Annotated in this window: 25 protein-coding genes, 1 pseudogene and 1 riboswitch; of the genes and pseudogenes, 11 read left to right on the top strand and 15 right to left on the bottom strand. The window is 66.9% G+C overall.

Annotated features, from left to right (window positions below; translation table 11 throughout):
• Positions 1-329 precede the first annotated feature (329 nt).
• Positions 330-1,928 (bottom strand): HNH endonuclease signature motif containing protein, encoded by a 1,599-nt coding sequence (locus tag ACX80M_RS19075; RefSeq protein WP_252599094.1) that lies wholly within the window; start codon positions 1,926-1,928, stop codon positions 330-332.
• 304 nt (positions 1,929-2,232) lie between these two features.
• Between ACX80M_RS19075 and ACX80M_RS19080 the strand changes: the two genes are divergently transcribed.
• Positions 2,233-2,805 carry an HNH endonuclease family protein gene (locus tag ACX80M_RS19080; protein WP_459310175.1) on the top strand — a complete coding sequence of 191 codons (573 nt, stop codon included), beginning with the start codon at positions 2,233-2,235 and terminating at the stop codon, positions 2,803-2,805.
• A 13-nt stretch (positions 2,806-2,818) separates the two neighbouring features.
• Here the strand turns inward: ACX80M_RS19080 and ACX80M_RS19085 are convergent, their stop codons facing one another.
• Positions 2,819-6,271: a DEAD/DEAH box helicase gene (locus ACX80M_RS19085; protein WP_252599093.1), complete on the bottom strand. Its 3,453-nt coding sequence runs from the start codon at positions 6,269-6,271 to the stop codon at positions 2,819-2,821.
• A 192-nt stretch (positions 6,272-6,463) separates the two neighbouring features.
• Here ACX80M_RS19085 and ACX80M_RS19090 point away from each other — a divergent pair, with 192 nt between their 5' ends.
• Positions 6,464-7,315, top strand: a complete 852-nt coding sequence (locus ACX80M_RS19090; protein WP_252599092.1) for a DMP19 family protein — start codon at positions 6,464-6,466, stop codon at positions 7,313-7,315.
• Positions 7,316-7,387: 72 nt separating this feature from the next.
• Here ACX80M_RS19090 and ACX80M_RS19095 read toward each other — a convergent pair whose 3' ends face one another.
• Entirely contained in the window at positions 7,388-7,696 is a 309-nt protein-coding gene (locus ACX80M_RS19095; protein WP_252599091.1) for a hypothetical protein, read from the bottom strand.
• Between the two features lie 131 nt (positions 7,697-7,827).
• Here ACX80M_RS19095 and ACX80M_RS19100 point away from each other — a divergent pair, with 131 nt between their 5' ends.
• From ACX80M_RS19100 to ACX80M_RS19110, 3 genes are all read left to right on the top strand, one after another.
• Complete coding sequence (locus tag ACX80M_RS19100) at positions 7,828-8,463, top strand: protein tyrosine phosphatase (RefSeq protein ID WP_252599089.1); 636 nt, start codon at positions 7,828-7,830, stop codon at positions 8,461-8,463.
• A 170-nt stretch (positions 8,464-8,633) separates the two neighbouring features.
• Entirely contained in the window at positions 8,634-9,197 is a 564-nt protein-coding gene (locus ACX80M_RS19105) for an RNA polymerase sigma factor (protein ID WP_374209992.1), read from the top strand.
• The gene (locus ACX80M_RS19110) at positions 9,190-10,005 is read left to right on the top strand and encodes a hypothetical protein (RefSeq protein ID WP_459310176.1); all 816 of its coding nucleotides are present in this window, start codon (positions 9,190-9,192) and stop codon (positions 10,003-10,005) included. Before ACX80M_RS19105 ends, ACX80M_RS19110 begins: the two co-directional genes overlap by 8 nt.
• A 36-nt stretch (positions 10,006-10,041) precedes the next feature.
• Here the strand turns inward: ACX80M_RS19110 and ACX80M_RS19115 are convergent, their stop codons facing one another.
• On the bottom strand, positions 10,042-10,551 hold the full coding sequence (locus ACX80M_RS19115) for a COG4315 family predicted lipoprotein (RefSeq protein WP_252599084.1): 510 nt from the start codon (positions 10,549-10,551) through the stop codon (positions 10,042-10,044).
• Positions 10,552-10,761: 210 nt separating this feature from the next.
• On the opposite strand from ACX80M_RS19115, the gene ACX80M_RS19120 reads away from it, so the two are divergent.
• A complete protein-coding gene (locus ACX80M_RS19120; protein WP_459310177.1) occupies positions 10,762-11,262 on the top strand; it encodes a sigma-70 family RNA polymerase sigma factor in 501 nt (166 codons plus the stop codon).
• Positions 11,259-11,924 carry an anti-sigma factor family protein gene (locus tag ACX80M_RS19125; RefSeq protein WP_459310178.1) on the top strand — a complete coding sequence of 222 codons (666 nt, stop codon included), beginning with the start codon at positions 11,259-11,261 and terminating at the stop codon, positions 11,922-11,924. The genes ACX80M_RS19120 and ACX80M_RS19125 overlap by 4 nt, the downstream gene beginning before the upstream one ends.
• Before the next feature lie 29 nt (positions 11,925-11,953).
• On the opposite strand, the gene ACX80M_RS19130 is transcribed toward ACX80M_RS19125, so the two are convergent.
• The 3 genes from ACX80M_RS19130 to ACX80M_RS19140 form a co-directional block, all read right to left on the bottom strand.
• Positions 11,954-12,436, bottom strand: a complete 483-nt coding sequence (locus ACX80M_RS19130; protein ID WP_252599081.1) for a type II toxin-antitoxin system RatA family toxin — start codon at positions 12,434-12,436, stop codon at positions 11,954-11,956.
• Positions 12,437-12,512: 76 nt separating this feature from the next.
• The gene (locus ACX80M_RS19135) at positions 12,513-13,391 is read right to left on the bottom strand and encodes a DUF1206 domain-containing protein (protein WP_252599080.1); all 879 of its coding nucleotides are present in this window, start codon (positions 13,389-13,391) and stop codon (positions 12,513-12,515) included.
• 164 nt (positions 13,392-13,555) lie between these two features.
• The gene (locus tag ACX80M_RS19140) at positions 13,556-14,110 is read right to left on the bottom strand and encodes a hypothetical protein (RefSeq protein WP_459310179.1); all 555 of its coding nucleotides are present in this window, start codon (positions 14,108-14,110) and stop codon (positions 13,556-13,558) included.
• 79 nt (positions 14,111-14,189) lie between these two features.
• Here ACX80M_RS19140 and ACX80M_RS19145 point away from each other — a divergent pair, with 79 nt between their 5' ends.
• Positions 14,190-14,636 carry a hypothetical protein gene (locus tag ACX80M_RS19145; RefSeq protein ID WP_252614249.1) on the top strand — a complete coding sequence of 149 codons (447 nt, stop codon included), beginning with the start codon at positions 14,190-14,192 and terminating at the stop codon, positions 14,634-14,636.
• Positions 14,637-14,708: 72 nt separating this feature from the next.
• Here the strand turns inward: ACX80M_RS19145 and trmB are convergent, their stop codons facing one another.
• Positions 14,709-15,632 (bottom strand): tRNA (guanosine(46)-N7)-methyltransferase TrmB, encoded by a 924-nt coding sequence (trmB, locus tag ACX80M_RS19150; RefSeq protein WP_104063208.1) that lies wholly within the window; start codon positions 15,630-15,632, stop codon positions 14,709-14,711.
• 116 nt (positions 15,633-15,748) lie between these two features.
• Positions 15,749-16,144 carry a hypothetical protein gene (locus ACX80M_RS19155; RefSeq protein WP_252599077.1) on the bottom strand — a complete coding sequence of 132 codons (396 nt, stop codon included), beginning with the start codon at positions 16,142-16,144 and terminating at the stop codon, positions 15,749-15,751.
• Positions 16,145-16,268: 124 nt separating this feature from the next.
• Between ACX80M_RS19155 and ACX80M_RS19160 the strand changes: the two genes are divergently transcribed.
• Positions 16,269-17,609 carry a CynX/NimT family MFS transporter gene (locus ACX80M_RS19160; protein ID WP_374209919.1) on the top strand — a complete coding sequence of 447 codons (1,341 nt, stop codon included), beginning with the start codon at positions 16,269-16,271 and terminating at the stop codon, positions 17,607-17,609.
• A 1-nt stretch (position 17,610) separates the two neighbouring features.
• Positions 17,611-18,993: an MFS transporter gene (locus tag ACX80M_RS19165; RefSeq protein ID WP_459310180.1), complete on the top strand. Its 1,383-nt coding sequence runs from the start codon at positions 17,611-17,613 to the stop codon at positions 18,991-18,993.
• Positions 18,994-19,060: 67 nt separating this feature from the next.
• On the opposite strand, the gene ACX80M_RS19170 is transcribed toward ACX80M_RS19165, so the two are convergent.
• Positions 19,061-19,786 (bottom strand): SAM-dependent methyltransferase, encoded by a 726-nt coding sequence (locus tag ACX80M_RS19170; RefSeq protein ID WP_459310181.1) that lies wholly within the window; start codon positions 19,784-19,786, stop codon positions 19,061-19,063.
• A 326-nt stretch (positions 19,787-20,112) separates the two neighbouring features.
• Between ACX80M_RS19170 and ACX80M_RS19175 the strand changes: the two genes are divergently transcribed.
• Complete coding sequence (locus tag ACX80M_RS19175; protein ID WP_459310182.1) at positions 20,113-22,053, top strand: DEAD/DEAH box helicase; 1,941 nt, start codon at positions 20,113-20,115, stop codon at positions 22,051-22,053.
• Between the two features lie 91 nt (positions 22,054-22,144).
• On the opposite strand, the gene ACX80M_RS19180 is transcribed toward ACX80M_RS19175, so the two are convergent.
• The 5 genes and pseudogenes from ACX80M_RS19180 to ACX80M_RS19200 form a co-directional block, all read right to left on the bottom strand.
• Complete coding sequence (locus tag ACX80M_RS19180) at positions 22,145-22,795, bottom strand: MBL fold metallo-hydrolase (protein ID WP_252608141.1); 651 nt, start codon at positions 22,793-22,795, stop codon at positions 22,145-22,147.
• A 10-nt stretch (positions 22,796-22,805) separates the two neighbouring features.
• Positions 22,806-23,802 (bottom strand): annotated as a pseudogene (locus tag ACX80M_RS19185) (aldo/keto reductase).
• 86 nt (positions 23,803-23,888) lie between these two features.
• Entirely contained in the window at positions 23,889-24,527 is a 639-nt protein-coding gene (locus ACX80M_RS19190; RefSeq protein WP_252599068.1) for a nucleoside/nucleotide kinase family protein, read from the bottom strand.
• Positions 24,528-24,638: 111 nt separating this feature from the next.
• Entirely contained in the window at positions 24,639-25,013 is a 375-nt protein-coding gene (locus ACX80M_RS19195; RefSeq protein ID WP_252608146.1) for a DMT family transporter, read from the bottom strand.
• Entirely contained in the window at positions 25,013-25,336 is a 324-nt protein-coding gene (locus ACX80M_RS19200) for a DMT family transporter (RefSeq protein WP_459310183.1), read from the bottom strand. Before ACX80M_RS19200 ends, ACX80M_RS19195 begins: the two co-directional genes overlap by 1 nt.
• A 9-nt stretch (positions 25,337-25,345) precedes the next feature.
• A riboswitch (guanidine-III (ykkC-III) riboswitch) is annotated at positions 25,346-25,411 on the bottom strand.
• Between the last annotated feature and the right edge of the window lie 231 nt (positions 25,412-25,642).

The raw sequence follows: 25,642 nt of genomic DNA on the forward strand, positions 1-25,642 counted from the left end.
ACCAGCGCAACGGCATCAGCCTTGAACTCATCGGAATAGGTTGGTCGAGCAGACATGGGCACAATCCTTTCAAACTGTGTCTCACATCAGTAGTACACCTCAGTACATGATCCATTGATCGCCGATTCGGACGACGTCGGGCGCCCAGAGTGTGGCGGGCCGTTCAGTTCCCGGCGGGACCAGTCCGTCCAGCGTGCCCTGATACTGCCAGTTGAGTCCGCCATCGGACGGTGCGCACGGGAATCTCCAGGTGGATGCGAAGTCGGAATCCCTTCAGCATATGCGGGAAAGTGCTTTCCCGCAGCTGCTTCCTGGCTGCGTGACAGGGCTCAGCCGGTGCTAGCGCAGGGGACTGGAGGTGCCGCACCGGCCCCAGGCTGTTGTGTCAGCCAGAGGAAGTCGGGTACGGATGGGTACGGTGGCGGGTCTGGTTCTTGGGGGCGGCGCAGCCATTTCCGCTCCGGCTCTCGGTCTGCCGGTAGGTGGCTTTCGGGCAGGAGAGGGCCAGGCGCCTGATGGGGGAGTTGGTTCAGTAGCTGGTTTGGCCAGATGGGTGGTTCCCAGTCGGGGTGTTCGCTGGCGTAGCGGCGGCCTGTGGGTGAAATCCAGCCGGGTGGTTCGGTGGAACTCGCCGTGGTGGGTTTCCAGGGTGTGGTGTGTTTGAGCCGGTGGTGCTTGGGGCAAGGCTGACCGAGATTGCTGATCCCGGTGGTTCCGCCCTGGTGCCAGGCGAGGAGGTGGTCGGCTTCGTTGTCCAAGGACTGGTTGTTGCAGCCGGGGAACGGGCACTTCCCGTCCCGCAATCTAAGCCATTGGCGCATCGCTTTGGGGATCCGGTAGCTGTCACGGCCGATTTCCAGCGGTGCTCCGTCGCGCGGGTCGGTCAGGACACGGTGGAACGAATCGGCGCCGTCGGCGACGAGGGTCCGCGCCATGGACGGCGGGATGGGCCCGTACCCGTCGAGCATCGCGGGTTCATCGGTCAGGCCCATCAGCGCAAACACCGGCACGGTCACGAGGACTTGGGCCTTGGGTGACGGGATCAGATCGGCCTGCCCGCCCAGAAGCCAAGCCGCGGCGCTGTCGGCGCGGAGTTGGGTGAGGGTCCTGGACTCGGTGGGGCCCTGCAGAGCGCGGGCGGCGGTGGTGGCGCGGTCCCAGATCCCGGAGGCCTGATTGGCCGGGAGGTAGGCGGAGAGCCAGGCCATGCCGTCCCGGTCCGGGGAGCATTCAAGCCGCCGGTCCGCCGCGCTGCGGGTGTGGCGTTTTTCGATGCTGTCCGGGTGGTGGCGTTCGCGCCAGGTCCGGGCCTTGTGACGGAACCGGGACGGGACCATTTCTCCGGCCGGCCCACCCCGTGCCGGGTTGGGTTCGTCCGGGTCCAGGAAATGCGCCTCCAACGCGTGCGCGGCAGCAGGATTCAGGTTGAGGGTTTCGTCAACCATGATCCGGGCGTGCTGCCACGAAATGGTCCCTGCTTCCAGGGCGGCGAGGGTCAATGGCAGAGTGGTGGTCAGGCGATGTGCCTCGCCTAGCAGCGCGTCACCCGTGCGTTCGCTGACGGTCAGGGCGCAGGCGACCTCGGCCACGATGCCCATGTCCTGGGCGGTCTGCTCCTGAGGGGAAGTGATGGGGCCCGCGATGGTCTGGGCCGCCTCGTCGTAACCGCTGGCGGCATGGACCTTCACGGCAGCGAACATGGCTTCCATCCCCACGGTCCCCGACAGGACGGTCAGGCACAGCTCAGCCTGCCAGCGAGACAGGTCCCCACACGTCGCGGACGGATCAGGTGCTAAAGGGGCATCAGCCGGGCCAGTTGCAGCCGGGCTGGCTGCTGGATCCACGGCCTTCCCACGAAGCACACCGGCCATCCGCAGGGCAGAGGCCGCGATGGTCTCCAGAATCTCTGCCGGTGCCGTGTTGTCCATACTTCCATCATGTCGAGGGGGTACGACATTTTAGGGTGACAGACTCCACATCCCGGCATGACAGGTCAGAACGCCCCGCGCCAGTAGCCTGTTCACCTCCGCCGCACTCCTGAAGGACATAACCATCAACCGCTCCGCCGCCACCAAAGCACTGACGCTGTTCACCACTCTGCTTCTCGCCAGCGCCCTCACCGGTTGTGACGCCGCCGCCCACGCCGCCGCCCAGGCCGCAACGCAGGCCGCAAACAAGGTGGCCGAAGGGGTCAGGGAAGCACCGTCGTCGGGCAACTCCGGCGAATCATCTGTGAGCCCAGCCGAGGTGGCAACGGCGCTCGCCCAGCTGGAGACTATCTCGGTGAAGGGGCGCGCACCCAAGACCGGCTACACCCGCGAGGAATTCGGCCCCGCGTGGGCGGACATCGACCGAAACGGCTGCGATACCCGAAACGACATCCTCGCCAGGGACCTCGACGGCGAGACGTTCAAGCCCGGCACGCAGAACTGCGTCGTTACGACCGGTACGCTGGCCGACAAATACACAGGCACAACCATCGACTTTGTCCGTGGCAACACCACCAGCTCCGCCGTCCAGATCGACCACCTGGTTGCCCTCAGCGACGCCTGGCAGAAGGGCGCCCAGCAGCTCAGCGCCGAACAGCGCAGGCAGTTGGCCAACGATGCCCTGAACCTCATGGCTGCCGACGGGCCCACCAACAGCGCCAAAGGCGACAAGGATGCGGCCACCTGGCTCCCGCTAAACAAGGCGTTCCGGTGCGAATACGTAGCCCGCCAGACCGCCGTGAAGGCCAACTACAGCCTGTGGGTCACCCAGGCCGAGCGGGACGCGATCGAAGGTATCCTGGCAGCCTGCAGTTAGGCTTTGACCGCGCTCAGTCCTTGAACAGGCCCGCGAGGTCCTCGGCCGTGATCGACCCGCTGGACAGGGCGTCGCCTTCCATCACATCCGCGAACAGCTGCGACTTCCGGGCTTTCAGGGCCATGACCTTTTCCTCGATCGTGTCCTTGGCCACCAGCCGGTAGACCATCACGTTCCGCGCCTGCCCGATCCGGTGCGTCCGGTCCACGGCCTGCGCCTCGGACGCGGGGTTCCACCAGGGATCGAGTAGGAAAACGTAGTCGGCCTCGGTCAGGTTAAGGCCAAAGCCGCCGGCCTTCAGCGAAATCAGGAACACCGGCGCACTGCCGTTCTTGAATTCGTTGACGACGTCGGTACGGTTCCGGGTGCCGCCGTCGAGATAGCAGAACTCGATCTTCTCCTCCACAAGCCGCTCGCGGACCTTGCCCAGGAACCCGGTGAACTGGCTGAAGATCAGCGCCCGGTGGCCCTCCGCCACCAGATCCTCCAGCTGCTCGAACAGCACGTCCAACTTCGAAGAGCGGACCCCGGACAGCGACGGATCGACCAGCGACGCGTCCAGGCTGAGCTGACGCAGCAGGGTCAGTGACTGGAAGATGGTGAACCGGTTCTTGTTCACGTCCTCGATCAGGCCCAGGATCTTCTGCCGCTCGCGCTGCAGGTGCGTCTGGTAGACCTTCTGGTGGCGCGGGTTCAGCACCACTTCGAGGATCTGCTCCTGCTTGGGCGGCAGGTCCTGGATGACCTGGTCCTTGGTGCGGCGCATCATCAGCGGACGGACGCGACGGCGGAGCTTGTCCAGCTGCCCCTTGTCGCCGTTCTTTTCCACCGGCTTCTGGTAGTACTCGGCGAACCGTTTGGGGCTGGAGAACAGGCCCGGCGCCACGATGGACGTCAGCGCCCAGAACTCCATAAGGTTGTTCTCCAGCGGGGTGCCGGTGATGGCCAGCTTGAACGCCGAGGGCAGCTTCCGGGCACACTGGTAGGCCTTGGACTGGTGGTTCTTCACAAACTGGGCCTCATCGAGCACCAGACCCGCCCAGGTCTTGGAGGCATAGGAGTCGTAGTCGATCCGGAACAGCGCGTAGGACGTGATCACGATGTCCGCTCCGGCGAGTTCAACGGCCGCATCCTGGCTGTTCTTGGCAAAGGTTTCGCTAACGATGCGAACCGTGAGGCCGGGAGCGAAGCGTGCGGCTTCCGCCGCCCAGTTGCCTACGACGCTGGTGGGGGCCACCACCAAAAAGGGAGTCACGCCGTCGGGCGCCGGAACATCGGGCGCTGGTGTTTCAGCATCCTCAGACACAGACGCAGCCTGCTCCTTCGCGGCGCACATCAGGGCGAGTGCCTGCACGGTCTTGCCGAGGCCCATGTCGTCGGCGAGGATCCCGCCGAGGCTGTGCCGGTACAGGAAGCTGAGCCAGTTGTAGCCCTCAAGCTGGTAAGGCCGCAGCTCGGCATTGAGCGAGGGAGGCAGCGGCAGCCCGTTGATCCCGCCTTCGAGCAGCCCGCCCACGGCCTCACGCCAGGCGGCGGCCTGTTCATCGACAATGCCAAGCTGCGCGAGCTCGTCCCAGAGCCCGGCCTGGAAACGGCTGATCTGCAGCGGCGCATCCTTGTTGTCCTGCAGCGAGCGGGCTTCCTCGATCAGGGCGCGCAGCTGGTGCAGTTCCGGCAAATCCAGCGAGAAGTACGCGCCGCTGGGCAGGAGCATCTTGGTCTGGCCCGCGGCCAGCGCGGAGAATACGGCGGCGAAGGAAACCGGCTGCCCCTCCAAAGAGATCTGGATGCCAAGGTCGAACCAGTCGCGCTGTTCGGTGGCCTTGGTGGAGATGGAAACGACCGGCGCTTCCTCGGCCTCGCGGTAGTCGGCGATGTCCCCGGCAGTGTCCACTGAAACGTCCGGGGCGTTCCGGAGCTCGGGCAGGACGTCTTCGGTAAAAGCGAGTGTGTCCAGGCCGTTCAGTTCGGCGGACGCGGACAGGCGTGGCGTGCCCCAGCCGCCGGTGGCCGATTCGCCCAGGGCCGGAACAACGTTCCACGGCTGGCCGATGCCCTCCAGGATGCGGGCCTCGGCGGTGTCGTCGCGGTAGCCGTGGTCGCCGGGGTGCCGCCACAGCGGTTGGGCCGTGACCAGGTTTCCGGACTTGTAGTGCCATTCCCAATGCAGCCGGACCCGGTGGTCCGCGCCGTAGTTGGCCAGCAGGGAAAGGGTCGGGAGGGCCAGGGCGGGCAGCGCCACCGACTCGTCCGTCGTCGTGACCCGGGCTGCCTGCTTCAGCTTCGGGTAGAAGCCGGTGAGGAAGCGCGTCTCGTCCTTCGCCGGAATGTGCAGCGTGCTGCCGGCCGTGACGAAGGTCAGCAGCTCCTCGCTCAGCCCGCTCTCCAGCGGCGCCAGCGTGATCACATTCTCCGCGGAAACCCCGGGCAAAGCCTCCCCGCCAGTGGTCAGGAAAATGCCGTGCGCGGGGCGGCCAATGGTCCCCACCGACGCCGGATCAACGTCTTCCCCCACAACGGTGATGGTGGGCGCGAGCTCCAGCCCGCCGTCGTCGTGCGTTGCGCCCGGAGCCGCAGCGTCCCCACCCACGGACGCGCCGTAACGGCTCAAATTAAGCCCGACGGCGGCGGGAGACTCGGCGAGCCGCACCGGCTCGGTGCCGCGGCTGTGCACCAGGGCGAGGCCGATCTTTTTGGCGTCGGTGAGCAGGCTCCACATGTTCTTCCCGGCGAACGTGTTCAGGCCCAGCCACAGCGCGGAGGAGTTATGAACCCGGTTGGCGGCGGCGGTGTGTGCGGCCAGGAATGCCTGCATCCACTCGATGTGCGCCTCGTTGCATTCGCGGCGGAAGTTCAGGTAGCTCAGGGTGTTCCAGGAGACGTCGCCGCGGATCCACTTGCCCTTGGCGCCCATGATCACGGGCCGGGCTTTGAGCTGGCGGACGCTGCGGAGCGGGTCGCGGCGGCCTGTGTAGGAGAAGTGCGGCGCCGGTTCCTCGATGTCGAACTGGAGTGCCAGCGGGATGCCGCTGATGGACTGCGTGATGCCGGGCTGCGAAATGAGCGGGCTCAGTGCCTGCTCCCAGTCGGCCAGGTCCAGGTTGGCGGGCTGGCGGGAAAGCCGGGAAACTTCAGCCGGGGCCAGGAGCTGGACGCGGATGGCAGGGTTGTCCTCGGCGGCGAACAGCAGCGCGGCCACATGCTTGCAGTCCTTGCGGACGGGGCAGCTGCAGACACCCACGGTGCAGCTCCAGCCGCCGGATTTCCGCACCAGCTTTGCCGTGGTGGAGTATGGGACGTCGGCACCTCCCCGGACCTTGCCCAGCATCAGTCCGGTGGCGGCGTCGAACGACATTCCGGAAACCCGGCTGCCCATGGCATACGCCAACCCGGCCGCGAGGGAGCGGTCGTTAATGGCGGGGGTCTGTATTGCCAGTGCCGCACTCTCGTCCGGTTGGGATGGCATGGTGCGCGCTACTTTCAGCTGGCCACGGGGGTGCCGTGTCCGATCGGAGGTTATCTGCTTCATCTTAGTTCGCCCGGCGGGAGCCTGAAACTTCGCCTGACGTTCACTTCCGCCTCAACACACCGCCGCCCCCGCCGACGTAGCGTGAAAGTGTCCTGAGCAGCACCGAAGCATTCAGCAGTGAGGAATCCCATGACCATGAGCCAGAACCCTGTCGTCCTGACCAAGGCCAGCATCGATGCAGGCAGCGAGGAGGTCGTAGATGCCAACGTTCACGTGGTGAACGCCATGTACGGGAAACTGCTCGACGCCGGCGAGATCGCGCCCGCGGCGCTCGGCAGCTACTACGTTGACTTCTACGTCACGCAGTCCTTGGAGGGCGGCTTCGCCCAGTACGTGTTCACCGCGGACCGCGACGAAGTGGACCCGCTCATCCGCGAGGGCCTCGCCGGGATGGGCGCAACCGCCCACCTGGAGCTCTTCAACCGGACCGTAGCGGCCTTTGATGCCCTGTCCGAAGAAGACGAGGAGCGCTACCTCGACGGCGACCTCGACACTGAGGAAGAGTCCAACGACGCCGTGCGCACCATTGAAGAGCTCGACGGCGAGTTCGAGGAGCTGTTCGAAACCGAAAACATCACGGCCCTCAACGCCGCCTGGCTCCTGTCCCAGGAGGGCCTGCTGGTGCTCGACGACGAGGAGCTCGACGCGTACATCGAGCGCCAGGTTGCGCTCATCCCCAACCTGGAGGAGCGCCAGGCCGCGGCCGACGAGGAAGCACTGGAGGACGCCCCGGACTTCGAGGTCATCATCCGCGAACTGTGCGACATCGCCGGCTACACGCTGCAGAAGATCACCATGGGCGACCCCAACTACATGCACGACGGCGAGAAGACGCTGGCCTGGCACTTCACCACGGACCACGGCGACTTCATCATGGTCGAGGATGACGAAGAGGCGTTCATGATCAACCCGGAGACCCAGGAAATCGTCGCCGCCGTTGAGTTCGAGGAAGCGGACGACGACGAGATGATCGACGCGTAGGACCCTCACCACGGTCCCGGGCCGGGTTCGTCGGAAGCTTCCGACGAACCCGGCCCGCCGTCGTTTCAGCTATTAGGTGTTCTGGTCCAGCGCCCTGGCCAGGATGTGGAGTGTGTCCAGGCGCAGCGCGACGTCCACGGCGGTGTTGGTGGTCCGGGTGACCTGGGCGAACTTCCGGCGCGGGCTGTGGAGCGAGACGTAGCCCTTCCGCATCTGGATCTCCACGCCCTCGGTGGCCGCCGCCCACGCCAGGAGCGCATCGGCGATGGGCCGCAGCTCCGGGTGGTTGATGTACTGGCCATCGATAAGCTCGTCGGCGTCGCGCAGCATGAATTCCGGATTCCGGAGTGATCGCCATGCCTCGATGCTAGTGCGGTCCATGGGCCGGAGCCGGGCCCTGGAAAAGAAAATTGGGAGGCGCCGTAACTTTCCCGGTCCGGCCAGCGATGAAGGGGGTGAAGGGTTCCTCACGGAGCCGGATCTGAATTGTTCTCTAGGTTTTGGAGTGTCACATGTCGTTGTTCACTGTTCTCGCCACCAGCAAAATCGCCGCCGGAGTACTCGCCGCGGGCACCCTGGCCGTCGGTGGAACCGGCGTCGCAGCTGCTTCCGGCGCCCTCCCGGCCGATGCACAGCAGACCGCCCACGAACTGCTCGGCGCCCCGGCCCCCAAGCTGGCCGCTGACGCCACCGAGTCGGCTTCCGCAAACGCTTCCGGTAATGCAGCAGTAACCGGCGAAGCAGCCGTCTCCGAAGATGAGGTCGCAGCCGAGGCCAACGCATCCGCCGCTGCCGGCACCGCCGTGGACGCAGCTGGCGCCGCAGCCTTTGGCCTCTGCACCGCCTTCGCCAACGGTGGACTGAACGAAGCCTCCGAGGGCTTCTCGTCGCTGATCATCGCCGCCGAGGGCGAAGGCAACGTTGACGCCTTCTGCACGGACGTCGTCGCACAGGGCGCCGCCTCGGCCGACGCCGACGCTGCTGGCGAGGGCTCTGCCTCCGCCAAGGCTGAGCGCCCCGAGCTGCCCGCTGTTCCTGCCGTGCCGGCAGTTCCGGGTGTCGACGGCGAGCCGTCCGTTCCCGCCGTTCCTGCTGTTCCCGCCGTACCGGGCGACGTTGTAGACGTTCCCGCCGTTTCGGGCCACTAGGACCTGCGCAGCTAGTGTGGACTGCGGGAACCGGCTCCGGACGGACCGGATTCCCGCAGTCCACATGGCAGCCAGATAGCTGACCGACCGCAGCTGACCCACAGCAGCGGAGCACGCCGCGCCGAATACCGGGATGAGCGACTACGCTGCCCGGGATGGAGGAGCCACTGGTGCTAGACACTTTGGCCGAAGAAGACATAGATACATTTGCAGACACAGCCGGTGCTGATCAGGCTGTGCTCTTCGGCGCTGTCTATCGAACCTTGTCCGGAGCGGTCCTGGGTTACCTCAAGGCCCGTGGCGTGGATGATCCCGAAGCTGTCACCCAGGATGTGTTCCTGGCGTTTTTCCCCAAGATTGGTGAGCTGACCGGCGGCCTCCAGGGCGCCAAGTCGTTGGTGTTTTCCATCGCCCACGCCCGGATGGTGGATTACTACCGGCGGGTTGAACGCAGGCCGGACTTCACTCCGTACGACCCCCTGCAGGACGGGCGCAGCACGGCGTCCGCGGAGGACCACGCCCTGGGCCACAGCGGCGGCGCGGCTGCCTTGCTTGAAGGCCTCGCCGATGAACACCGCGAGGTGCTGGCACTGCGGGTGGTGGCGGACCTTTCCATCGAACAGGTGGCCGGCATCATGGGCAAGTCCCAGGGTGCCATCAAGCAGCTCCAACGCAGGGCCCTGCAAAACCTCAAGGACCAGACTCTTAGAAGAAACCAGGCAGATCATGAGTGACACAGCAGGCTCACGCAACGGTTCCCGCGAGGACGCGTCTGGTGACCGGTTGCTGCTGGAGGCGGGGCTGGACGACGACGGCGGCCTCCGCCCCGTCCTGCTGGAGCTCCGGGCGCTCGCAGCCGAGCAGCCGGTACCTTCCGATGCGGTAGCCGCGCTTATGAGGCCTGCCGTGACGCAGACGCCTGCCGTGACACAGACTGATGTCCCGACGCCTGGACCGAGCCACGCGGCAGCGACCCGTCACCTGACAGTGGCGGTTTCCCCTCAATCAGAGCCTGCCGTAGCCCCCGCCGCGGCAACCGGCCAGCTCTCGGCGACAACCGACGAGCTTGCCGCCCGCCGTCGTGCCAAGCGCAGGATCACCCTCACTACATTGTCCGTGGCCGTCTCGCTGGCGGCCGGCGGCGCCGTTGCCGTGGCCTCCGACCAGCGGATCCGGGATTCCATCGGCCAGGTCAACCACGCAGTAACATCCTTCGTGTCCACCGTTGGCGGCGGGGCTGCGCCCGCGCCGGCGGAGACCCCGGCTCCGGGACCGGGCCAGCCCGCCGTCCCTGCCGTAGGACCCACCGGGACGGCGGACACTGTGCCGGTTCCGGCCGTACCGGGATCCGGTTCCAGCCAGGCCACGCAGCCCGCTCCGGCCCTTTCAGGTTCAGCGCCGGCAGTGCCCCTGCCGGACCTTCCCCTCCCCGGAAACGTCACATCGGGTATGCCGGGTGGGCCGCTGAACGGTGAGGGACAGCCCCCGGCTCTGCCCCTGCCGGCCACGCCTCCAGTCCCGCTGCCCGGCGTCCAGCCGTAGTTGCCCTGGTGAGCTGCGGCCAGGAGGCTGACCCGCCTACTTGATCATTTCGCCGGCCGGGTCCGACAGGTACCAGACGCCGCCAACACCCTGGCCCGTGACGTCGCCGGGCTTCTTGTCCTGTGCGAAGTAGTACAGCGGCATTCCGTTCAGGGTCACCTGCTTGGCCCCGTCCGGCGTCGTGATTGTCCCGAGCGTGCCGGCGACGCCTTCGGCGGCAGGCTTGGCCGCGGTGGTGAGGAGCGGTGGCCACGCGGTCAGGCACGCTCCCGTGCAGGCGCTGGTGCCGGAGTCCTTCACGTCCTTGGTGAAGAAATAGACGCTTATGCCCGCGGCATCCACCACGATGTTGCCGGCGCTGGAGGATGCTGTCTTGAGGTCGACGGCGGCCGCTGCGGTTGGGGAGCCGGCGGTCGGGGCGGCGGACGTGGCGGCCGGGCTGGTGGCCGCCGGAGTGGTTGTGGTGGTTCCGGGGCTGCCGCCGCAGCCGGAAAGTGCGGCTATGAGAGCCGCTGCGGCAAGACCTGTGCACAAATGCTGTTTCATGGGATGCTCCTCGGCTGGGGCCCGGTGTCGGATCACCGGGCACTAACCGGTACGACGTGCAGGGGTGAAGAATGGTTCAAGAACCGGCCCCCCTGTTTTCGGCGCCAGTTCCGAGGGACCACGGCCAGTGAACCTTTTGCGCGCGGGGGACGTCGTATCAGCCGGAAGGTACAGTCCGCCGGGACGGGGAACCAGGGACAGGAGGGCGGCATGCCGCTGGACGAGGACGTGGTGGCAGCGATCTACCGCGAACACGGCTCCGCCCTGCGCCGTTTTGTCCTCAGCGCGTCCCGCGACCCGCAGCTGGCAGAGGACGTGGTCCAGGAGACCGTGCTGCGCGTCTGGCAACAGGCCCCGGACATCACCGGAAGCCTCCGCAGCTACCTGTTCCGTACAGCGCGGAACATCATGATCGACAACTACCGCAAGGCCCAAAGACGCCCGGCCGAAGTGATGGAACACGAACTCGCCGATCCCGCCGAGGCCGTGGAACGCGTGGATGAACTCCTGAACCGTGTGCTGATGGAAGAGGCGCTGCTGCGGCTCAGTACCGAACACCGCGATGTCCTCGTCGCCCTCCACTACCGCCGTTTCACCGTCAACGAGGCCGCCGTGCAGCTGAACATCCCCAGCGGAACCGTGAAGTCCCGGGCCCATTACGCCGTTAGGGCGCTGCGGGCCATCCTCGATGAGATGGGGGTGGAGCGGTGAACGCCTCTGAGCTGCACCAGCTGCTGGGCGCCTACGTGCTCGGCGGGCTTGACCCCGCGGATTCGCAACGTTTCGAAGCCCACCTCGAAGACTGCGCGGACTGCCGGACCGAACTCGCCGAGCTCGAAAGCCTGCCGGCCCTGCTCGATGCGCTTCCCATCCCGGATGCGGTGGCGCTCACCGGGAGCGCCCGCCCCGGGGTGGCCCCTGAGCCAGCCAGCTCCGTGCCGCGCAGGGTCCTCGATGAACTGGCCACCCGGCGTCGTAAATTACGACTGCGGTGGGCGGCCGTGGTGGGCGCCGTCGCCGCGGCGTGCCTCGCCTTGGGGGTGGCCGCGGCCCCGCTGCTCAGCCGGCCGCCGGAGCCGGACGCCAGCTACTCGGTCCAGTCCGGCAATGGCCTTCAGTTCAGCATCGGCCTTGCCCGGAAAACATGGGGCACCGAGCTGGCCGTGAACGGCAGCAAACTGCCGCTGGACGGAACCCTCTCGCTCTGGATCCGGGACCGCGACGGCGGCGAGGACCGGGCATTTGCCTGGACCGCGACGCCGAGCGGGAGGGTGAAGGTCATGGGCGCCACGCCACTTCAGCTGGCCAGCATCGCCAGCCTGGAACTGCGGGACGAAACCCAGCACGCCGTGGCTGTGATTACGGTGCCGTGATCCCTTTGCCGGCGATCACGGTCCGGTGTTCACGGTGCTTGGCGGGCGCGGAACTCGGCCACCAGGGCCGGATCCTCGCAGGCCCGGGCAAACGCGTCGATCCTCTTAGTGATCTCACGGCCCAAAAGCCAGGCGCCCATCCGTTCAGCCACCGGCCGCAACCAGGCCGGGCGGCACGAAAAGGTGTACTTCCAGACCGCGCGGGTGCCGCCGTCGTCCGCGGTGAAACGCCAGCCGCCACCGAACTTCCCGAAAAACCACGGTCCGGACACCATGGTCATACCCACGTTCCTGGGTGGCGAATAGGAAACGTATTCGCTCACCATCACCAGGCCCAGGCGGGACACGGTCCGTGTCCGGACGCCCTTTCCGGCGGACGTTGCGCTGTTCAGGAAACCTTGGGCCGAGATGAACGGGTCCCATTTGAGCCGGAACGCGCCGGTGGTCTGGGAGAGGGCAAAGACTGTCTCCGGATCGAGGCGGATGAGTCGTTCGGCGCGTACCTGGGGCATGGACCCACCCTAACCGGAGGCCGGGTGTTCCGGGTTGGTGGGCATTCCGGGCCGGTCCCGGAGAATGCGCCCATCCCTACATTTTGGCCAGACGAGCCCGGACCACCATATAGAGTCCGTAGCAGATGAGGCCGGCGCCCACGGCGGCCAGTAAATACACGCCGAAGGGCTGGTCGCGCAGGGCCCTGAGTCCACCGTCCAGGCCCGTGGATTCATCCGGATGGGCCTGCAGGGTGGCGATGGAGATGAGCATCCCGGTCAGCAGCAGGACTATGCCTTTGGCGACGTAGCCGGTCACGCCCAAGGCGGAGACGGCCGTCCGGGCAGAGCGGGAAACGGGCATCGTGAGGTGCTTCTCGAACGTCTTCTTGATTCCGCGGATGCCGTAGATGATCCCGGTGATGGCCATGCCCAGACCCACGAGGACCAGCAGTGCTACGCCGCCGGGGGCCTTCATGACGGCGACGGTGAGGTCGCTCGCCGATTGCTGGTTGTCGCCCCCGGACCCTGTGCCCATGGCGAAGCTGGCCAGTGTCACGGCGAGCCCGGCAAACACCACGGCCTGCGCTGCCGCTTTGGCCTTTTTACCGACTTTGTCCTTGGTGGGCAGTCGGTTGTAGTCGAAGACGGCGTCGCTGGCCTGCCAGACGGCAAGGGCCGCGCAGGCGGCAAAGCTTGCCCACAGGAGGAACGGCCCGGCGGGCTGGCTGGCCAGTTCGGAAACAGCCCCGCTGAAGTCAGCATTCCCCGAACCACCCATGGCGAGGCGGATTGCGATGGCGCCCACCAGGAAGTGCAATAGGCCGCTTACCGCGAAACCCACCCTCGCCAGCAACTCCAGTGCGCGTGAGTTGGTGACGTCCTCCGCCGCACCTGCGGCGTCTTTGAGTTCTCTTTTGATGGCGCTTCCTTCGGGCCAGCGCCCGAGGGGCGCAGATTTGCGTGCCCCCCGCACAACCCCATCGTGCCACGCGAAGCCGGCCCCGAACAGTACCAACTTTTGCGCACCGCGGACCGACAGTAACTGCGTGTGCGTTGGTGTGCCCCGCGATGGGGAGGGTTCCCCATCGCGGGAGAATTGCCACCATGCGACGATATGTCCAGCGATAGAACTAACTCTTAATACTCTCCGGGGGAGACACCATGACTTTTTACGGCGCGGACGTCAGCCAGTTGCGGGAGCTGGCGAGGGCCGTTGACAAGGCGGCCGCGCTGCTCAGCAGCCGGGCCAGCTCCCTGCAGGGCCAGATCCAGTCCGCGCCATGGAAGGGTGCCGACGGCGAGCTGTTCCGGCAGGACTGGTCCGGCAACCACCGCCCCAGCCTGGAGCGGGTGGCATCCAGCCTCCGCCACAACTCCAAGCTGCTCCTGCAGCACGCAAACGAACAGGAACAGTCCTCTGCCGCGACCGGCGGCGGCAGCAGTGGCGGTGGCGGGACCAGCGTCCTGGACAAAATCAAGGACCTGGGCAGCCGCGCCCAGAACTGGCTGGAGGAACGGGTAGCGAAGGCGGCAGCGGCTGAGGCCTACCGCCAGGAGCTGAAGGAGGACATGGATGGCATGCTCAAGGCCAGCCCGGAAGAGCAAGCCAAGTGGTGGGCCAGCCTGTCCGAGGCGGACCGGAAATACCTGATCGAAGGCGAAGACGGGAACGGCCCGTTCAAACGACACCAAGCTCGAGAAGCTCTGACGTCCCGTGCCGGATCCGCACCTGCCAGCCAGCCCAGCCAAGTCTTACCGCTAAGGAGCAACCATGTCAGTTCATATCGAGTCCCCGCTGGGATTCACGGCAGACTTCCCCGAGCACACCCAGGTTCTGGAGGACTCCGCCGCCGGGCCAAACACCGAGCAGTATGGCCTGCTGGGCGGTGTCCTGGTGACGGTCATCAAGGACGACACCTCCGTGACCGGCGCCGCGCAGGCTAACGGCTGGACACACCTGATGTCAGGCTTCTACCTTGAAGACCGGGCCGGGACCATCCTCACCGAAGGCGAACTGAACGTACCCGGTAAGTCCTCGTACGCCGTCGTGGTTGGATACACGGATCCGGCAGGCGAGGCGAGGGTCGCGGCCACTGTGGGTGTTTGGGAGAACAACCGCTTCATCGGTGTTGTGGTGATCTGGCCGTGCGTGAACCCGGAGATCGAGCCGCGGCTGGGGATGCTCAAGGAGATCGTCGCCTCCATCAGCGTGAACTGACCCCAACTAAGTAGCGCTAACTGCCGTTTTGAGCCTTCAAAACGGCAGTTAGCGCTACTTACATTTCAAGGCTCAGCGCCGGCGGTAACAGAGGTCGAAGATCAGCCGGCCGGCCTCGTGGGCCTTCGCCTCGAAACTCGTGCGGATCCGGCCTTCAAAGCGCGGCGCCCAGCCGCCCGTTTCATCAACACCCTCGTTGGGGCCTGTATGCGCGGTGCTCACCGGCGCCCGGCCTTCGCGGACGGGCGCGCCGCCCACGAGAGTTTCGACGCCGGATTGCCACACCTGGGTGAGCGGACTTTCCGGCCCGTGGCGCTCGCCGGTGTGGAGGTTTTCGAAGTCCGGAGAGTCCGCGAGGACGTCGCGGACGTGGACAGCGTAGTTGGACCAGTCCGTGGCGACCCGCCACAGTCCGCCCTTGGTGAGTGCCCGTGCTGCCAGCTCGGCGAACTCCGGCTGGATGAGGCGGCGTTTGTGGTGCCGTGACTTGTGCCAGGGATCGGGGAAGAACACCCACAGCTCGCTGACGGATCCTGCCGGCAGCATGGTGGCGAGGACCTCGGGCGCGTTGGCTTCCACCACCCGGACGTTGTTCAGCCCGCGGCTGTTGATTTTGATGATGGTGTTGGCCAGCCCCGGTGTATAGACCTCGACCGCCAGGAAGTCCGTGTCCGGGTTCTCCTCGGCCGCGTGGCAGATGGCATCGCCCAGCCCCGAACCGATTTCCACAATCAGCGGTGCCTTGCGGCCGAACTCGGCCTCAGCGTCGAAGGTGTAGTCCGGGTGGACCGACGTGTTCGCGATGTGCCGGGGCACGTCCAGCGCCCACCGGTCCGAGTGTTCTTCCCACGCCGTCTGACGGCGCCCCTGGAGGCGGGTGCCGCGGCGCACAAAGCTCACCGGCCTGCCCCCGTACGTGCCGAAAGACGCCTGGGTACCGGGCGTCACCGGGCGCGGGACATGCGGAGGCTGGGGGGATTCTGGGGATTCGCTCATCCCTTCCAGAATACCCGGGGCCCACGCCCACGGCTTGGGCACTCACCTGAGCCACGAACGGGACGCGATGGAACGCGAAAATGGTCGCCCTGCGAGGTCGGAAAGGAAATGAAATCTCAGAAGAGGATCATAAAGTCCCCGTCCCTGAGCACGAGCACCAGGCCCACGGCAACCTCGGCCGCCGATATCCACAACGCGGCCACACCAGCCCGCCAACCGTTTGACCGACGCACAAATACGCGGAGCGAAACAATGCCGAGCGTCACTGCAAGCAGGCCAAACAGCGCCGGATAGCTCCACAGCACCAACGGTGCGACCCAGTCCAGCCGCCCAGGGCCCTCCGAAGGCCTCGTAAAGAAGGCCGCCAATAGGCTGAAGGGCACAGTCAGAAACATGCTCGCCGGGGCAATGAGGCTGAAGGCGAGGCTGGCTGTCCCCTCGCCACTGCCATGCGCCTTCGGCGAGGCCGGGGCGGACGCAACGGACGGATCGTGCAATGGTGCGAGGCTCATGGCTTCTCCCGAATGTTATGGCTGGGTACCGCATGCTGATCCCACGGTAGGTTCGCTCCAGGCGGGCAACCAGCCCTTTTCTGGTCTATGTGGATAACTCCGCGTGGCAACGAAGCCTGACAGAATGGGTCCCGTGACCCGTGCTGACAACGTTGACGTGCCTGGACTGCTGATCGACGCCGAAATCGACGACATCCCCCCAGCAGCCCCGACGCGCCTTCCGGGCCAATCGGGCAGCGGACCGGAGAGCCCGCAGAGCAGCCGCCGGGCCCTGGCCTATCTGGGCCTCTGCCTGGTGCTTATCGGGCTGAACCTCCGCACGGTTTTCTCCAGTTTCGCCGCGGTTCTTCCGGAGATCACGTCCGACGCCGGCCTCCCGGGCTGGGCCGTTGTGGTGCTCACCACCGTGCCAGTCACGCTCCTGGGTGTTTTCGCACCGCTGGCCCCTGTCCTTGCCCGCCGGTTTGGCGCCGAACGTGTCCTGCTAGGCGCCATGGCAGTACTCACGGCGGGGCTGCTGCTGCGGCCCGCGGACATCGGCGGCCTGGTTCCCGGTGCCGGCCATCTGCCTACCTTGCTGGCGGGAACTGCTGCCTGCGGTGCCGCCATCGCCCTGTGCAACGTGCTGCTGCCAGGGCTGGTGAAGCGCGATTTCCCGCACCGGCTGGGACTCATGGGCGGGCTATACACCACGGCCATCTGCGCCTCTGCCGCCCTCGGAGCCGGCTTTACCTACCCCGTCTTCTCGGCGACGGGGGAGTGGACCTCGGCGCTGTGGTTCTGGGCGGTTCCTGCCGCCGTCGTACTTTTGCTGTTCCTTCCGGTGGCACTTCGCCAGCACCCTGTCCGGCACCAGGCCGGCAACCTCGGCGTCAACGTGTGGCGTTCGGCGGTGGCATGGCAGGTGACCATCTTTATGGTGCTGCAGGCCATGATGTCCTTCAGCGTTTTTGCCTGGCTGGCGCCGATCCTGCGCGAACGCGGCGTGGACGGCGCAACGGCAGGCCTGATGGTGTCCGTTTCGATCGTGCTCCAGATGACGGGTTCGCTGTTTGCCCCTGCACTGGCGGCGAGGTTCCGTGACCAGCGGGCCATCGCGGTGGTGGTGGCGCTGATGACCGGCGGCGGATTTGCGCTGAGCATCTTCGGACCCCTGGAACTCATCTGGGGGTGGACCTCGCTGCTGGGATTGGGGCAGGGAAGCCTCACCGCGGTGGCCCTGACCATGATCATGCTGCGGACGCGCGACGGCCACACCGCCGCGCACTTGTCCGGGATGATGCAGGGCGTGGGCTACGGGCTGGGTTCCACCGGCACGCTGATGGTGGGCCAGCTGCACCAGGCCACGGGATCGTTCACGGCCGCCGGGGTGCTGTTCCTGGTGGTCGGTTCGCTGGCCGCGGTGTTCGGTTACCGCGCGGGCCGGAACCGCTACGTCGGCGGCTCCAGCCGATCGGGCCATTAGCGTGCCCGATTCCGCCCTGCCGGCCACGCATTCCGCCACCACAGCCGGGATCCTGCAGCGACCGTACCTGTGGGTGACCATCGGCGCGTGTGCCCTGGTGTTCCTCGCGGCCTTCGAATCGCTCGCCGTGACCACCATCATGCCTGTCGTCAGCCGCGAGCTCGACGGCGCCAGCCTGTATGCGCTGGCCTTCGCCGGGCCGCTGGCCGCCGGTGTGATCGGGATGGTGGCGGCCGGAAACTGGTCGGACCGCCGCGGCCCAACAGTCCCGCTGCACGCCTCCGTGGCGTTGTTCGTGCTGGGCCTGATCATCGCGGGCACGGCCGTGTCCATGCCCATGTTGGTTGCCGGCCGCCTGGTGCAGGGGCTTGGCGGCGGGGCGCTGACGGTTGCGCTCTACGTGGTGGTGGCCCGCGTCTACCCGGCCGTCCTGCACCCCGGGATTTTTGCCGCCTTCTCGGCCGCGTGGGTGATCCCGTCCCTGGTGGGCCCGTTCGCGGCCGGCATCGTGGCGGAGGTCCTGAGCTGGCACTGGGTGTTCCTGGGCGTGGTGGGCCTGGTGGTGCCCGCCCTCGTGATGATTGTTCCAGTGCTCCGCGGCATCGACCGGCCTTCTGTGCAGGCCACGGTCCCGCCCTGGGCGCTGGGCCGGCTGGCCTGGGCGGCGCTCGCCGCGCTCGCTGTGCTGGGGCTGAACCTCTCCGCCGGAGTCACTATCGCGGGCGTTCCCGCAGCCCCGGCACTCCTGGCCGCGGCCGCCGTCGTGACTGCCCTCGTGGCCGTGCGGCCGCTGGTACCGCGCGGAACGCTGCTCGCCCGCCGCGGCCTCCCCAGCGTGATCCTGACCCGCGGCCTGGCGTCTGCCGCATTCTTCGGTGCCGAGGTCTACCTGCCGTACCTGCTGATCGAGGAGTACCAGTTCCCACCGACGTTCGCCGGCCTGGCACTCACCGGAGGCGCGTTGTCGTGGGCAGCCGCCGCCGCCATTCAGGGCCGCCTCGGCACCCGGCTGCAGCACCGGGCGGCGGTGCGCATCGGCTCAGCGCTGGTGCTGGGAGCCATTCTCCTCACGTTGGCGACGTCGGCGCTCCACTGGCCCGCCGCCGTCGCGATTGCCGGCTGGCTCTTCGCCGGCGGCGGCATGGGGCTGCTGTATCCGCGGCTCAGCGTGATGACGCTCGCCATGTCCACCAAGGAAAACGAGGGCTTCAACAGCTCGGCGATGTCCATCTCGGACTCGCTGGGCGGGGCGCTGGCGCTCGCCGCCACGGGCATCGTGTTCGCGGCGTTTACGACGACGGCGGGATCGTTCGCGGGGGTCTTCGCACTGACGGCGGTGGTGGCCGTCGCCGCGGTTGCGGTGGCGCCGCGGGTTTCCCGCTAACGCCCGGAGTTTTTGTCCAGATAATCCGAGTTGCGCGCCCGGGAAGGCGCGTTATCTGGACAAAAAGTCAGGCCAGCCGGGTGGCGCGGAGTATGGTGTCGCCGATGGTGGCTTCCTCGCCGTCCGGGCCTGTTGCCGTCCGCTCCCGCGTGGTGTTGACCTCCAGCTGCCAGTCCGGCGAGTCCAGGCCGAGTTCCGCCACGAGCTGCGCCGGGGTGTAGAACATCTCCGGTCTGGTGTGGTTTCCCCATGGCGGCAGGTGGTCCGGATGGTGGCCCACGATCAGCAGCGTGCCGCCCGGCTTGACCGCCGCAGCCGCCATCCGCAGCGGACCCTGCCACGCCAGGTGCGGCGAATGCAGGAACTGCGAAGTCACCAGATCAAAGGTGGCCGCGGGCTGCCACTCCTCCAGGTCACACTGTTCCCAGTGGATGCGGCTGGGAATTTCACCGGCTCCCTGCGCGTGCACACTCTCGCGGTCCAGGGCCGCCTTTTCGTGGCCGAGCGCCCGATCCAGCGCGACAGCGGAAACGTCGACGCCGGTGACGGTCCAGCCCTGCTGGGCGAGCCAGATGGCGTCGGCCCCTTCGCCGCAGCCCAGGTCCAGGGCCTTGCCCGGCTTCAGTCCCGCGCCTTCGCGGACCAGTTGCGGGTTGGGTTTCCCGCTCCAGAATTTCGGCTTGCTCCGGTACCTTTCGTCCCACGCCTCGGCGGCACTGCGCTGCGGTGCATCCCCCAGCCGGGTGTCGCCGTCGTCCGTTGTGTGGTGGTGGTCCGCACCCTGTTCAGTCATGCCTCAAGCCTGCGCCTGCCGGGCACCCAAAGGCAACGCCAGCACCCCCTGCCCCACCTGCATGAGAGAGGCCAAGGCGCGGGGATGGTACGCTTATGGGACTTGATGTGCAGTGATGCCCGCTCGTCCCTTGATTTGGGAAGCGGGTTTTTTCATGTGAGAGGCACATCCTGCGTCGATGAACGCGTTCCATTTGGTCCCAGCCGCCGCCCTGAATTGGGCAGCAGCACGGTTGATCACCTGACTTTTCTTCGGCGAAACCCTTGAGCCAACCGGCATCGGGGGCCGATATCCGCACGGATACCGCCTGAAAGACCATGAAATATATGACTACTTTTGCTGCCCTCGGCACGCCCAAAGCACTCGCCGACACCCTCACCGCACAGGGAATTGTTGAGCCGTTCCCCATTCAGGTCAAGACCCTCCCGGACACCCTGGCCGGACGCGACGTCCTGGGCCGCGGCCGCACCGGTTCCGGCAAGACCATCGCTTTCGCCATCCCGCTTGTAGCACGACTCGCTGAGCGGGAAGCCAAGCACTTCCGCAAGCCCGGCCGCCCCATGGGCCTGGTCCTCGCCCCGACCCGTGAACTGGCCACCCAGATCAACGCCACCATCGAGCCGATGGCCAAGGCCATGGGCCTGACCACCACCGTGATCTACGGCGGCATTTCCCAGGCTCGCCAGGAAAAGGCACTGCGCGCCGGCGTCGACATTGTCATCGCCTGCCCGGGCCGCCTGGAGGATCTGATCCGCCAGCGCATCCTGACCCTCGAAGGCGTCGAGATCACCGTGCTGGACGAGGCCGACCACATGGCAGACCTCGGCTTCCTCCCGGTGGTCAAGAAGCTCATGGACATGACCCCGAGCCAGGGCCAGCGCCTGCTGTTCTCCGCAACCCTGGACAACGGCGTGGACAAGATCGTCCAGCGTTACCTGTCCAACCCGCTGACCCACGCTGTGGACGAATCACAGGCCGCCGTGACCACCATGGAGCACCACGTCCTGGTGGTCAACGACCAGACCGTCAAGAAGCAGCTGATCGTTGAGCTCGCCTCGGGTGCCGGCCGCCGCGTCCTCTTTATGCGGACCAAGCACCACGCTCGCAAGCTGGCCAAGACCCTGACCGACGCCGGGATCCCCGCCGTCGACCTGCACGGCAACCTCTCGCAGAACGCCCGTGACCGCAACCTGGCCGAGTTTTCCTCCGGTGACGTCCGCGTCCTGGTGGCCACGGACGTCGCAGCCCGCGGCGTCCACGTGGACGACGTCGAACTGGTGATCCACGTGGATCCGCCCACAGAGCACAAGGCATACCTCCACCGCTCAGGCCGTACGGCCCGCGCAGGTTCGGACGGCACCGTTGTCACGCTGACCCTCCCGGAGCAGCAGTCCGACGTCAAGAAGCTGATGAAGGCTGCCGGCGTCGAGGTTAACTTCGAGCGCGTCACCGCCAACTCCCCGCTGGTTGCTGAGCTCGTGGGCGAAATGGCCGACAAGATCGATCCGCGCACCCGCGCCGCTCTGTTGGCCAAGAAGTCCGCGCAGGGTGGCGGCACCTCTACGGGTGCCAACGCCGAGCGCAAGCGCGCCCGTCGCAGCCAGGAAGGCCCCACAGCCGGTGGCCGTGGCGGCCGAGGTGGACGTGGACGCGTCTCCGCTGAGCCGACCCGCACCGATCTTCCGAGGGCCGAGCGCCGCGCTGTTGCCTACGAAGGCCGCACGGAGGCACGGGCAGCATTTGACCGTGTAGCTGAGCAGAACGAGGACCGCGCCATTGCAGCAGCTGCTGCTCGCCGCAATTCCCGCGGCGTCACAGCCTCCACGCACCGCAACGACGTCCCCGCAGCAGGTGGCCGTGCAGCGGCCGGCCGCGGTTCAGACGGCCGCGCTGCTGAAGGCCGCACGGATTCACGCGTTACCCGCAGCGATGCCCCCCGCGGCGGCACGGGCCGCCCGGCTACCACCGGCGGACAGCGCGGCGGACGTCCGGCAACGGGCCAGCGCGCAGCCGGGGCCCGCACCGCAGGCGCCGGTGCAGGTGCCCGCACGGGTGGATCCGGCCAGCGCTCCGGAGCCTCCACGGGCAACTCGGGCAACGGCGGCAACGCCGGGAACAAGGCTGTTTGGTCCTCCAACACCGGCGGCACGTCCGGTGGCTCGTACGCCGGTAACGGTGGCGGCAACGGTGGCGGCAGTGGCCGTCCGGCACGCAGCGGTCCCCGCCGCGCGTCGGCCCCGGCCTCGAACGAACGCCGCAGCCGCTAAGCAGCCCTAACCGCCATCGTGTGCTCCGTAACCGCCGTTTAGAAGGTTCATAACGGCAGTTACGGAGCACTCGATTGGTTGTTAACCGGAACTACCAGCCGCGGGCACGCCACTCCTCAAGGTGCGGGCGTTCCGCACCCAGGGTGGTGGGGCTGCCGTGGCCCGGGTGCACCAATGTGTCATCCGGGTAGGCCTCGAACAATCGCGCGGTGACATCGTCCAGCAGCGACGTGAACCGCTCAGGATCATTGTCGGTGTTGCCCACGCCGCCCGGGAACAACGAATCCCCGCTGAAAATGTGGGCAGGACCTTCCGGGTCCTGATACACAAACGCGATCGATCCCGGAGTATGGCCGCGCAGGTGCACGGCGGTGAGCTCGAAGCCGTCCACGGCGCAGGTGTCCCCATGCTCCAGGGCCCGGTCCACGCGTACTGGCAGCGCCTCGGCGTCGTCCTTTCCGGCAACGGTTGGGGCGCCGGTCGCTTCCACCAACGCCGGCAGTGCCCGCACGTGGTCCCAATGCTGGTGCGTCGTTGCAATCTGCGCCAGTTTGGTTGTGGCCGCGGTATCGGCAGCGGCGTCCGCGAGCATCGCCTGGATGGCCGGAAGGTCGTCTGCGGCATCAATCAGTAGCTGTGCGCCGCTGGCCTTCGCGGTCAGCAGGTACACGTTGTTGTTCATCTCGCTGACGGAGATGCTGCGGATGGTGATGTCGCGTAGGTCGTGAATGAGCGTGTCCATGGGCTTCAGTCTATTCACGGCCCTGGGACACCCAATTGGGATCCGCCGAGCGGGAGCCGACGACGGCGTCCGCAGCCTGGTCCAGCGCCTCCAGTTGCGCCGGGGTCAGGTCCAGGGACAGGGCGCCCAGGTTTTCGTCGATCCGGTGCGTCTTGCGCGTGCCGGGGATGGGGACCACGGCCAGTCCCCGCCGTTTGCCCTGCTCCAGCAGCCACGCGAGTGCAACCTGGGCGGGCGTAGCGGACAGCTCGGCCGCGACCGACCGCACAGCCGCCACGACTCCCTGGTTCGCGTCAAAGGCGTCCGCGGCGAACCGCGGTATCCGGCGTCGGAAGTCGTTGGCTCCCAGGCTGGAAGCGTCCACCGTGCCGGTGAGGAATCCCCGGCCCAGTGGCGAATACGGCACAAAGCCCACGCCCATGCTGGCCGCGGCCGGAACCACGTTGCGTTCCACGTCGCGGCTCCAGATGGACCATTCGCTTTGGACCGCGGCGATGGGGTGCACGGAGTAGGCTTCGGCCAGCTCCTGCGCGGTCACCTCTGACAGGCCAAGGTGTTTGACCTTGCCCTGCTGCACCAGCCCCGCCATGGCCTCCACGGTTTCCACAATCGGAACGCGGAGGTCACGGCGGTGCATGTAGTAGAGGTCGATCACGTCCGTGCCAAGCCGCTTTAGGCTGGCGTCGACGGCCTGCCGGACGTAGGCGGCATCTCCCCGGACATCCGTGTAGCCATCAGCCGGCGAGCCCACCAGGGAAAACTTGGTGGCGAGCTGCAATTCACCCCGCCGGGTCCTTGAGCAGCTGCGCGATGAGTTGCTCGTTGCTGCCTCCGCCGTAGATGTCCGCGGTGTCAATGAAGCTGACGCCGGCATCCACCGCATGGTGCAGGGTTTTGAGGGCCTCGTGCGGGTCAACTTCGCCGTAGACCGGGGTGAGGGCCATGCCGCCGAAACCGAGGGGGCTGACGTTGAGGCCGTCGCCGAGGTGTACCAATGGTGCAGTCATGTGCGCTCTCCATTCGTTTGTGGATTCTCGTCCCAGCCAAGAACCCCGGCCCTTGCCCGAGTATTCCTAGGCAGTGTCCTGGATTCCTAGCCGGTGGCCTGGCCCCACGGGATGATCCGGTCGGCGCCCCGGCGCGTGGCCTCGATCATCACCGCGTTGGCTTCATCCGGGCCCGCCGCCCATGCCTCCGCTGCGGCCCGCTCCATGCCGAACTCCACGTGCCGGTCCACCAGCCGGGCCAGCCGCAGCGCGGGAGGGCTGTCCATGAACCAGACCTCATCCAGCTGCGCCCTGACGTCCTTCCACTGAGGCGTCTCCGCCAGCAGATAGTTTCCCTCGGTGATCACCAGCGGCACGGACGCGGGGACTGCGATGGACGCGGCCACCGGTTCGTCCAAAGTCCGCCGGAACTCGGGCGCGTACACCACTGCCTCTTCTCGCCGCACGAGCCGCTGCAACAGCGAGAGGTAGCCGCCGACGTCGAACGTGTCCATTGCGCCCTTGCGCTGCCGCAGCGGTGTGCCGTTGATGATCGCGTTGCCCAGGTGGAAGCCGTCCATCGGCACCACGACGGCGGTATCAGGACCGAACTCCCGCTGCAGCCGGGCCGCAAAAGTCGATTTACCCGAGCCGGGCGCACCCGTGATGCCCAGGAGTGTGCGCCGGCCGCTATCGAGCCTGTGCCGCAGGGCGTCGAGTGCCTGCTGTACTTCGGGGGAGTCCATGGCAAAAGCCTAAACCGGCCGCTGGGTCTCCCCGGCTTTCGCGCGCACCCACGGGATTCCGACGGCGGGTCGCCGGGACACGCAGTCGGACGGCCTCAGAGGTGGGGAGACTCAGCGGGGGGCAGCGGCGGAAGGGACGGGGGCCGCAGCAGGTTTAGCCGGCAGGGCTTTCAGTCCGGCCGCGCAGCCCACAATCCCCCCAATGAAGAGCACCTTCAACAAGCTGAAGGGTTCGACGCCGGTGGCCATCGCCCAGCCCACCGTAAGGGCAGCCCCGATCCCCACCCAGACGGCGTAAGCCGTTCCCAGCGGAATGCTGCGGATGGCCAGGCCGAGACCGACCATGCTCAGGGTGGCCGTCACGGCGAAAACAAGAGTGGGCAGGGGCCGGGTGAAACCGTCGGACTGGCCCAAGGCGGTGGCCCAGACGGCTTCCAGTACGGCGGAGGCCAGCAGCATCAGCCAGGCAGTGGAACGCTGGTTCATTACGCCACCACCTTCAGGCCAACCACGCAAGCGGCGATGCCGGTGAGCAGCAGCAGGCGCGCCGTCGTCGGACGTTCCGCCTTGGTGATGATCGCGTAGGCGGAGGTCAGCACCACGCCCACGCCCACCCACACGGCGTACGCGGTGCCGGTTGGGATGGACTGCATGGCGATGGCGAGGCCGGCCATGCTGGCGAGGACGGAGACCAGGAAGAGGAGGGCGGGCGCGAGGCGGCGCCGGCCGGTAGCTTGGAATGTCCGGTGCAGGGCGGCGGCCCAGACGGCCTCCAGCGCCCCGGAAAGAATGAGGATTAACCACGACATGACAGATCCTTTGGCCAGTCTTGTCGCGTGCCGGGTACTGAACCGTCGTCCGGAGGGTCCTTCGCGGAGCCTTGTTTCCAGCTTAGCAACGCCCGACGGAGGGTGGCCGGGTTGGTGGCCAACCTCACCGCAGCGGTCCCCGCCCAACTAGGTAGCGCTAAGTGTCGTTTTGAGGGCTCAAAACGACACTTAGGACCCGTCAATATTCAACACGCGGCTATTGTGATTTGTCGGGTTTGAGAGTGTAGTTCCATTCGCCGTGCCATTGATGGCGGGTGATGGGAAGGGCCGCCATTTCGGTGTCGC

It is taken from the genome of Pseudarthrobacter sp. MDT1-22 (genome assembly GCF_054511035.1).

Coding starts and splice junctions, on each gene's coding strand:
- ACX80M_RS19075 (WP_252599094.1), bottom strand. CDS start 1,928: ATGGACAACACGGCACCGGCAGAGATTCTGGAGACCATCGCGGCCTCT.
- ACX80M_RS19085 (WP_252599093.1), bottom strand. CDS start 6,271: ATGCCATCCCAACCGGACGAGAGTGCGGCACTGGCAATACAGACCCCC.
- ACX80M_RS19090 (WP_252599092.1), top strand. CDS start 6,464: ATGACCATGAGCCAGAACCCTGTCGTCCTGACCAAGGCCAGCATCGAT.
- ACX80M_RS19095 (WP_252599091.1), bottom strand. CDS start 7,696: ATGGACCGCACTAGCATCGAGGCATGGCGATCACTCCGGAATCCGGAA.
- ACX80M_RS19100 (WP_252599089.1), top strand. CDS start 7,828: ATGTCGTTGTTCACTGTTCTCGCCACCAGCAAAATCGCCGCCGGAGTA.
- ACX80M_RS19110 (WP_459310176.1), top strand. CDS start 9,190: ATGAGTGACACAGCAGGCTCACGCAACGGTTCCCGCGAGGACGCGTCT.
- ACX80M_RS19115 (WP_252599084.1), bottom strand. CDS start 10,551: ATGAAACAGCATTTGTGCACAGGTCTTGCCGCAGCGGCTCTCATAGCC.
- ACX80M_RS19120 (WP_459310177.1), top strand. CDS start 10,762: ATGCCGCTGGACGAGGACGTGGTGGCAGCGATCTACCGCGAACACGGC.
- ACX80M_RS19130 (WP_252599081.1), bottom strand. CDS start 12,436: ATGCCCCAGGTACGCGCCGAACGACTCATCCGCCTCGATCCGGAGACA.
- ACX80M_RS19145 (WP_252614249.1), top strand. CDS start 14,190: ATGTCAGTTCATATCGAGTCCCCGCTGGGATTCACGGCAGACTTCCCC.
- trmB (WP_104063208.1), bottom strand. CDS start 15,632: ATGAGCGAATCCCCAGAATCCCCCCAGCCTCCGCATGTCCCGCGCCCG.
- ACX80M_RS19155 (WP_252599077.1), bottom strand. CDS start 16,144: ATGAGCCTCGCACCATTGCACGATCCGTCCGTTGCGTCCGCCCCGGCC.
- ACX80M_RS19160 (WP_374209919.1), top strand. CDS start 16,269: ATGGGTCCCGTGACCCGTGCTGACAACGTTGACGTGCCTGGACTGCTG.
- ACX80M_RS19170 (WP_459310181.1), bottom strand. CDS start 19,786: ATGACTGAACAGGGTGCGGACCACCACCACACAACGGACGACGGCGAC.
- ACX80M_RS19175 (WP_459310182.1), top strand. CDS start 20,113: ATGACTACTTTTGCTGCCCTCGGCACGCCCAAAGCACTCGCCGACACC.
- ACX80M_RS19180 (WP_252608141.1), bottom strand. CDS start 22,795: ATGGACACGCTCATTCACGACCTACGCGACATCACCATCCGCAGCATC.
- ACX80M_RS19190 (WP_252599068.1), bottom strand. CDS start 24,527: ATGGACTCCCCCGAAGTACAGCAGGCACTCGACGCCCTGCGGCACAGG.
- ACX80M_RS19195 (WP_252608146.1), bottom strand. CDS start 25,013: ATGAACCAGCGTTCCACTGCCTGGCTGATGCTGCTGGCCTCCGCCGTA.
- ACX80M_RS19200 (WP_459310183.1), bottom strand. CDS start 25,336: ATGTCGTGGTTAATCCTCATTCTTTCCGGGGCGCTGGAGGCCGTCTGG.